The 1,396-nt window shown below is 41.6% G+C and carries 1 protein-coding gene; it reads left to right on the forward strand.

Annotation, left to right across the window (positions count from 1 at the left end; translation table 11 throughout):
* Positions 1-78: 78 nt before the first annotated feature.
* Complete coding sequence (locus tag JCM14108_RS13900; RefSeq protein ID WP_035181572.1) at positions 79-1,329, forward strand: ISL3 family transposase; 1,251 nt, start codon at positions 79-81, stop codon at positions 1,327-1,329.
* The last annotated feature ends 67 nt before the right edge of the window (positions 1,330-1,396 follow it).

The following is a 1,396-nucleotide window of genomic DNA, read 5'->3' on the forward strand; positions in this document are numbered from 1 at the left end:
TCCAAAATAAATAGGACATCACTGTCCCATATGCTACGATTTAAGCGTCTAAACAAGAATCGAAGTGAGGTTTTAGTGATGTCCCAAGACAATTCTATCTTAAGTTTATTGAACATTAAAGATGAAAATATTGAAATCAGTCAAGTTGAAAATCAGATCAGGTATGTCGGTGGTGAAAAGCGGATTATCAAAGTTCTTCATGGTCGGCTAACCTACCGGTTAACCAGGTGTCCACAATGCGGTTTTCGCTCAATTGTTAAGAACGGCACACGGTTAACCAAGCTACGCGTAACGAGTTTAACAGGTCAAGAAACGCGTTTACACCTTCGTAAACAACGTTATTTATGTCGTAATTGTGGTCAAACTTGTGGGGCTCACACGCCAATTGTCACGCCGAACCATTCAATCACTAATCAAGTTCGGATACGAATCAATGAATTAGCCCGCAACTCATTAACGGCGGAGATGATTGCTAAACTGGTTGGCGTGTCACCTACCTCCGTCCAACGAACAATCTACACGGGTCGCAAGGCGTTCTTAGAGCACCGTAGGTTGCCGAAAATACTTTGCTTTGATGAATTTCGGTCGGTTCACTCAACGTTCTCATTCATTTGTATTGATGCCCAAACACATAATTTGGTCACATTGCTGCCAGATCGATTAACTAAGCACATCGTTGATTATTTCCTTAACCAGTATTCTCTGGCAGAACGACAGGCTGTTGAAGCCGTCACAATGGATTTAAATGCCCAGTACCAACACTTTATCCACCGTATCTTCCCCAACGCGGAGATTATCATTGACCGTTTCCATATCGTTCAGTTAGCTGGACGTGCTTTAGATCAAGCTCGGTTGGCAATTCTTCACGAGCTTTCTGATCACCGCTGCCGTCATTATAAAATGCTTAAGTCGCAGTGGCGGTTGTTCCATCGTAATGAAAGCCAACTTAATTCCCAGCGGAGACAGTTCAAACGTGGTTTGAATGAATATCTTACTGACCAAGAAGTCGTGGACACGATTACTGATCAATTTCCTGATTTTAAACGAGTTTATACAAGTTACCAAACAATTCTCCATGCGATCCAAGAAGGTGATACGGCAGCCCTTAAAGCGCTAATCAATCATTATCAGCCGATTCAAAGTGAGATGGATACGGTTATCTCAACTTTTAGAAAGAACTGGCAAGGAATCAAAAACGCTTGTTGTTACCAATATTCAAACGGACCCTTAGAAGGTATCATTCGAAAGATTAAACAGCTTAAACGTGGTTGTTTTGGATTTAAGAACCTGGCACATTTGTTTATTCGAATTAAGCTCATTCACGCCTAAACAACAAAAAAGCATCACCGAAAGGTGATGCTCATAAGTCGCCATCAATACGATTTGACTTTGACCC

The sequence above is a fragment of the Lentilactobacillus farraginis DSM 18382 = JCM 14108 genome (assembly GCF_000583655.1).
Classification (GTDB): Bacteria; Bacillota; Bacilli; order Lactobacillales; family Lactobacillaceae; genus Lentilactobacillus; species Lentilactobacillus farraginis.

What these genes read in the sequence shown, in the direction of transcription:
- JCM14108_RS13900 (WP_035181572.1), top strand. Translation starts at nt 79, where the DNA reads ATGTCCCAAGACAATTCTATCTTAAGTTTATTGAACATTAAAGATGAA.